The 6,662-nt window shown below is 41.4% G+C and carries 4 protein-coding genes and 1 rRNA gene; all 5 read right to left on the bottom strand.

Annotation, left to right across the window (positions count from 1 at the left end; translation table 11 throughout):
- A 16S ribosomal RNA gene (locus tag BAE31_RS13210) occupies positions 1–196 on the bottom strand; the annotation flags it as partial.
- A 364-nt stretch (positions 197–560) separates the two neighbouring features.
- A complete protein-coding gene (gyrA, locus tag BAE31_RS13205) occupies positions 561–3,065 on the bottom strand; it encodes a DNA gyrase subunit A (protein WP_041105880.1) in 2,505 nt (834 codons plus the stop codon).
- A gap of 232 nt (positions 3,066–3,297) precedes the next feature.
- Positions 3,298–5,214: a DNA topoisomerase (ATP-hydrolyzing) subunit B gene (gene gyrB / locus BAE31_RS13200; protein ID WP_024424077.1), complete on the bottom strand. Its 1,917-nt coding sequence runs from the start codon at positions 5,212–5,214 to the stop codon at positions 3,298–3,300.
- Positions 5,215–5,271: 57 nt separating this feature from the next.
- The gene (remB, locus tag BAE31_RS13195) at positions 5,272–5,517 is read right to left on the bottom strand and encodes an extracellular matrix regulator RemB (protein ID WP_034283648.1); all 246 of its coding nucleotides are present in this window, start codon (positions 5,515–5,517) and stop codon (positions 5,272–5,274) included.
- Between the two features lie 17 nt (positions 5,518–5,534).
- Complete coding sequence (gene recF / locus BAE31_RS13190) at positions 5,535–6,647, bottom strand: DNA replication/repair protein RecF (protein ID WP_041105878.1); 1,113 nt, start codon at positions 6,645–6,647, stop codon at positions 5,535–5,537.
- Between the last annotated feature and the right edge of the window lie 15 nt (positions 6,648–6,662).

Here is a 6,662-nt window from a genome sequence, read left to right as displayed (position 1 = left end):
CCATGCGGTTCAAGGAACTATCCGGTATTAGCTCCGGTTTCCCGGAGTTATCCCAGTCTTACAGGCAGGTTACCCACGTGTTACTCACCCGTCCGCCGCTAACATCCAGGAGCAAGCTCCCTTCTGTCCGCTCGACTTGCATGTATTAGGCACGCCGCCAGCGTTCGTCCTGAGCCAGGATCAAACTCTCCGAAAAAGTACAAAACCGAAGTTTTGCTTTTCGCCAGTTTGACTGACTACCTATGAAGTATCATAGGATTTTTTTATAAAAACTCGAATTAACAGGTACGTTTTGTCTTGTTTAGTTTTCAAAGAACTTGTGTGTCACTCTCTCAAAGCGACCACTTAAATATATCATATATCTCTATCAACAGTCAACATTTTTCTTGAAAAACATTTTATTTTTTTAAGAAGTTTCCACTGTAAAAGAGATAAAAAATAGAGCCTCTTTTTGCTCCTTTGAAAGATTAACACATATCTATGAAAAAAGCATTATAAATTTCAAAAAAACTCATGTTTTTTTAGAAAAAAATAAAGCCGGTAAAGAACCGGCTTTATTTTTACTCAGATTGCTCTTGATCTGACTCTATAGTTTCTACGTTTTCTTCACTATTCTCTTCATCATCTTCTTGTGATTGTTCAACTAATGCCACTGTAGCGACATGCTCATCATCACCTAGACGAATCAGGCGGACACCTTGAGTGACTCGACCTGTTGTTGAAATATCTGAAACGGCCATACGAATGATCACGCCGCTTCCTGTAATAATCATCAAGTCCTCTTCAGCTTCAGCATTCGTCGCCTTCACTGCGACAAGCGGACCATTGTTATCAGTGATTTTACATGTTTTAAGACCTTTACCGCCCCGACTTTGAACACGGTATTCTTTTTCAGGTGTTAACTTACCATACCCTTTTTCGGTGACGATCAATACGTTTGCATCTGGCTCAAGGATTTCCATCCCAACGACGATGTCATCTTCAGAAAGCGTAATTCCTTTCACGCCAGCTGCTGTACGCCCCATTTCACGAACATCTGTCTCGTCGAAACGAATCAGCATACCTTTTTTCGTTCCAATGATGATTTGTTTTTCTCCATTGGTTAAACGGACAGCCATCAGTTCATCTTCGTCACGAAGACTTAATGCGATAAGTCCATTGTTTCGAATGTTGGCAAACTGAGACAATGAGGTTCGTTTTGATACACCGTGTCTTGTTGTAAAGAAGAGATACGAATCTTCATCAAATTCGCTTACCGGAATAATGGCATTAATCCACTCTCCCTTTTCTACTTCAAGCAGGTTAATAATCGGAATCCCTTTCGCTGTCCGTCCGAATTCAGGAATCTCATATCCCTTCGCACGATAGACCTTCCCTTTATTAGAGAAGAAGAGGATCGTATCATGGGTAGATGTTGAAATCAGCTGTTCTACGAAATCATCCTCATTGGTTCCCATTCCCTGAACACCTTTACCGCCTCTTTTTTGACTGCGGTATGTTGATGCAGGCAGACGCTTGATATAACCATTATGAGTCAGCGTAATCACGATGTTCTCAACAGGAATCAAATCTTCGTCTTCAATTGTTTCAATACCTGCTGTTACAATTTCAGTTCGGCGCGTATCATTGAAACGTTCTTTGATTTCTGTTAATTCTTCTCTAATGATTTCAAGAACTTTTTCATTGTCTGCTAAAATGGCTTTCAACTCAGCAATCAAATCAACAAGTCCTTTGTATTCTTCTTCTATCTTTTCTCTTTCCAAACCAGTTAAGCGCTGAAGACGCATATCAAGAATGGCCTGTGCTTGTTTTTCGGACAAACTATAGTTCTCCATTAAGCCATTTCTCGCGATTTCAGCAGTTTGAGAGCTTCTAATTAATGCAATGACTTCATCTAAGTGGTCAAGAGCGATTCTTAAACCTTCTAGAATATGAGCTCTTGCTTCAGCTTTACGAAGTTCATATGCTGTTCTTCTGCGAATAATCACTTTTTGATGCTCTAAATAATATTCAAGACATTCTTTGAGGGACAAGACTTTCGGCTGTCCATCAACTAGTGCCAATAAGTTGATCCCAAATGACGTTTGCAGTGTCGTTTGTTTATAAAGATTGTTTAATAGAACGTGGACGTTCGCGTCTCTTCGCAGTTCAATTACAATCCGCATTCCATTACGATCAGACTCGTCACGGAGATCTGTAATGCCATCGATCTTTTTATCGCGCACAAGATCAGCGATTTTTTCGATCAAACGTGCTTTATTGACCTGATATGGAATTTCATTGATAACAATCCGCTGTTTACCGCTGGATGTTTCTTCAATAATAGAATTTGCACGTAATGTAATAGAGCCCCGGCCTGTTTCATATGCTTTGCGGATTCCGCTTCGGCCGATGATTTGTCCCGCAGTCGGGAAGTCTGGTCCTGGAATGATCTCCATTAGTTCCTGTGTTGTCATTTCTGGGTTTTGACTTATCGCTAGTACCCCATCAATCACTTCACCTAGCTGGTGAGGCGGAATGTTGGTTGCCATCCCTACAGCGATACCTGTTGCCCCGTTGACTAATAAGTTCGGGAAACGAGCAGGCATGACGATTGGTTCTCTTTCACTGCCATCGTAGTTATCTTGATAATCAATCGTATCCTTGGTGATATCACGAAGGATTTCCATTGAAATTTTAGATAGACGCGCCTCAGTATAACGCATTGCTGCTGCACCGTCTCCATCGACAGAACCAAAGTTCCCGTGTCCTTCAACTAGCATATTTCGATAGTTGAAGTCTTGTGCCATACGAACCATCGCTTCGTATACAGCGCTGTCACCGTGAGGGTGGTACTTACCGATAACTTCCCCAACGATACGTGCAGATTTCTTAAATGGTTTATCACTTGTCATACCTAGGTCATTCATCGCATACAAAATTCTTCGATGCACGGGCTTCAAGCCATCTCGCACATCTGGTAATGCACGCGAAACAATAACACTCATTGCATAATCTAAAAAGGACGTACGCATTTCTTGACTAATATTCACTTCGCGTACATTTGGTGTATGTTGTTCACTCACTATAAGAACCTCCCTTTACGTATCACATGAAATAAATTATGTGGGAGTAAAATATGTATTTATCTTCACAAGACTATTCTCCATTATATCAATAATCTCGGCTTTATACACATTAATTTACTAGAAAATCAACGAAAACACGGAAAACCAGGACATTTATTACGCACCCCTGTTTCTTGAAAAACAACCTTATTCCAAACAAGAAATAAGGTTGTTCTCAGGAGGGATTCATCTAAATATCAAGGTTTTTCACGTATTGCGCATTTTCTTCGATAAAGTTTCGTCTCGGCTCTACTTTATCTCCCATCAGCATTTCAAATGTCTCATCAGCATCGATCGCATCCTCAAGTGTGACTTGAAGAAGTGTTCTCGCATCAGGGTCCATTGTTGTTTCCCAAAGCTGAGCAGCATTCATTTCTCCAAGACCTTTATAACGCTGAAGTCCAGGCTTTGGTGTTTGAGGAAGTGATTTTAACAGCTCATCCAGCTGTTTATCGTTATACACGTACTCCACACGTTTTCCTTGCTGCACTTTATATAAAGGCGGCTGCGCAATATACACATAACCGTTTTCAATGATTTCACGCATGTAGCGATAGAAGAATGTTAAGAGCAGCGTTCGAATGTGTGCTCCATCCACATCGGCATCTGTCATGATCACAATTTTGTGATAGCGTGCTTTCTCTAAAGTAAAGTCTTCTCCGATTCCAGTTCCTAACGCTGTAATCATTGAACGAACCTCGTTGTTCGATAAAATTTTATCTAAACGAGCTTTTTCTACGTTTAGGATCTTCCCTCTTAACGGTAAGATCGCTTGGAAGTGACGATCACGGCCTTGTTTAGCAGATCCGCCCGCAGAATCTCCCTCTACAATATAGAGTTCAGAGATGGAAGGATCTTTAGAAGAACAGTCCGCTAGTTTCCCAGGTAAGCTGGAGACTTCCAGTGCACTTTTACGTCTTGTCAGCTCACGAGCTTTTTTGGCAGCCATTCTTGCACGAGCCGCCATCAGTCCTTTTTCCACAATTTTTTTCGCAGAATCAGGATTTTCAAGCAAGAATTTCTCAAGTGCTTCAGAGAAAAGGGAGTCTGTGATGGTTCTCGCTTCTGAGTTCCCAAGCTTTGTCTTCGTTTGGCCTTCGAATTGAGGGTCTGGATGTTTGATGGAGATAATGGCTGTTAAGCCTTCTCGCACATCTTCACCACTTAAATTCGCATCCCCATCTTTGAATACGCCATTTTTACGAGCATAGTCATTGATGACACGCGTTAGACCGGTTTTAAAGCCAGCTTCGTGTGTTCCGCCTTCATACGTGTTGATGTTGTTGGCGAAGGAATAGATATTGCTTGTATAGGAATCGTTGTATTGTAAAGCCACTTCAACCGTAATTCCGTCTTTCTCACCTTCGATGTAAACAGGTTCTTCATGAACGACTTCTTTTGAGCGGTTTAAATGTTCTACATAGCTCTTAATACCGCCTTCGTAGCAGTATTCATTTCTCCGCTCTTTGCCTTCACGCAAGTCTTCAATGATGATGTTTACACCTTTTGTTAAGAAGGCTAACTCACGAACACGGTTGGCAAGTGTATCGTAATCAAATTCAATGGTTTCCGTGAAAATTTCTGGATCTGGCACAAAGTGAGTGGTTGTCCCGGTTACATCTGTTTCACCAATAACCTCTAAATCTCCCACTGGAACACCGCGTTTGAACTGCTGATAATGAATTTTTCCGTCACGGTATACGGTCACGTCTAAGGTAGTAGATAATGCATTTACAACAGATGCCCCTACACCATGCAGACCGCCAGATACTTTATAACCGCTGCCGTCAAATTTACCGCCAGCGTGAAGAACAGTCATAATGACCTCTACGGCAGGACGCCCCATTTTCTCATGAATTCCAACAGGAATCCCGCGGCCATTATCTTTTACTGTAATACTGTTATCTTTTTCAATTTGCACTGTAATGTCTGTACAATAACCAGCTAATGCCTCATCAATACTGTTGTCGACAATTTCCCATACAAGATGGTGAAGCCCTTTTGCATTGGTTGACCCAATGTACATTCCTGGACGTTTTCTAACAGCTTCTAGTCCTTCAAGCACCTGTATCTGATTTTCATCATAACTATTATGTTGCTGTTCCATTGCCACGTACATTCACCTACACTTTTCTTAAACGATATATTTATATGAATTGAGCTTTTAGACTTCAATTTCAATCACAAACGAAGCACGTTTTTTGAGCGTGCTTGAGGAAAGAGGAGAGTAATAAACAGATTCAGTTGTGACGACAATGGATTTGGGTGTCCCTTGTGATAACGAAATGATATGTTTCTCCTGTTTTTGTAGAAATTCTTCTACAACAGAAGACGACCTCATTTTGTAATCAACAATTGCGACAATCTCTCGTGTAGAAACAACACAATCATCACCTAAATGAATATACAAGACTCACACCTCATTTATCAGTCAATTACTTTTCCACTGGCTACTCTGAAAATTTCCGCTTCTTTCAGGGTGGCGTGATCGATGCCTTCAACACTTGTTGTGGTGACGAAGGTCTGTACTCGCCCCTGAATGGTATGGAGCAAATGAGACTGTCTGTAATCATCAAGTTCAGATAACACATCATCAAGTAGAAGAATAGGATATTCTCCGATTTCTTCATGTATCAGATCAATTTCTGCCAGCTTTAGTGAAAGAGCTGTTGTTCTTTGCTGCCCTTGAGAGCCATATGTCTGAACATCCCGACCATTCACAAAGAAAAGCAGGTCATCTCTGTGAGGTCCCCACAGTGTCACTCCTCGGTCAATTTCTCTCTCTCTTAGTTTCTGAAACGATTCTTCATAGCTATTCTTTATTTTCGACAAGTCTGACGCTTCTGATACCTCTATTGCCGTCTGGTATTGGAGCGTAAGTGTTTCTAGCTCTCTAGAAATCCCAAAATGCAGCGGCTGCGCCCATTTTTCGAGCTGTTTCGTAAAAGTCAGTCGTCTTTTGACCACTTTCGCTGCCGCATCAATCAACTGCTCTGTTAAAATCTCCAGCATCGCTTGATCCGATTGCTTTCTTGTCTGCAATTGTTTCAAGTAATGATTCCGCTGAGAAAGAATTTTTTGATAGAGCGATAAATCATGCAAGTAGACAGCAGAAACTTGTCCAATCTCCATGTCGAGGAATCTTCTGCGGATTTGCGGGCTGCCCTTCACAAGACTTAAGTCCTCTGGCGCAAACATGATGGTGTTTAATGCACCAACATAATGACTGAGCTTCTGTTGTTCAATGTGATTGACCTTGCCCTTTTTCCCTTTTTTTGAGATCACGAGCTGCATTGGGAGTGGACCATTTTTTTTAATGACTCTACCTTCTATTTTAGCATAGTCTTGGTCCCATCGGATAAGTTCTTTATCATTTGACGTACGATGAGACTTTGCCATCGACAATACATAGATCGCTTCCATCAAGTTCGTTTTACCTTGGGCATTCTCACCGATCATGACATTCACCTTATTGTCGAATTGAAGCTCGGTGTGTTCATAGTTTCGGTATGAAGTTAACGCCAGACTTTGAATGTACATGTATTGTCACCCGTT

The sequence above is a fragment of the Bacillus sp. I-2 genome (assembly GCF_001974945.1).
In the GTDB taxonomy this organism is placed as follows: Bacteria; Bacillota; Bacilli; order Bacillales; family Bacillaceae; genus Bacillus; species Bacillus safensis.
Note: the sequence above shows the minus strand (reverse complement) of the source record. Positions and strands in the feature narration are given on the sequence as shown.

What these genes read in the sequence shown, in the direction of transcription:
- recF (WP_041105878.1), bottom strand. Translation starts at nt 6,647, where the DNA reads ATGTACATTCAAAGTCTGGCGTTAACTTCATACCGAAACTATGAACAC.
- gyrB (WP_024424077.1), bottom strand. Translation starts at nt 5,214, where the DNA reads ATGGAACAGCAACATAATAGTTATGATGAAAATCAGATACAGGTGCTT.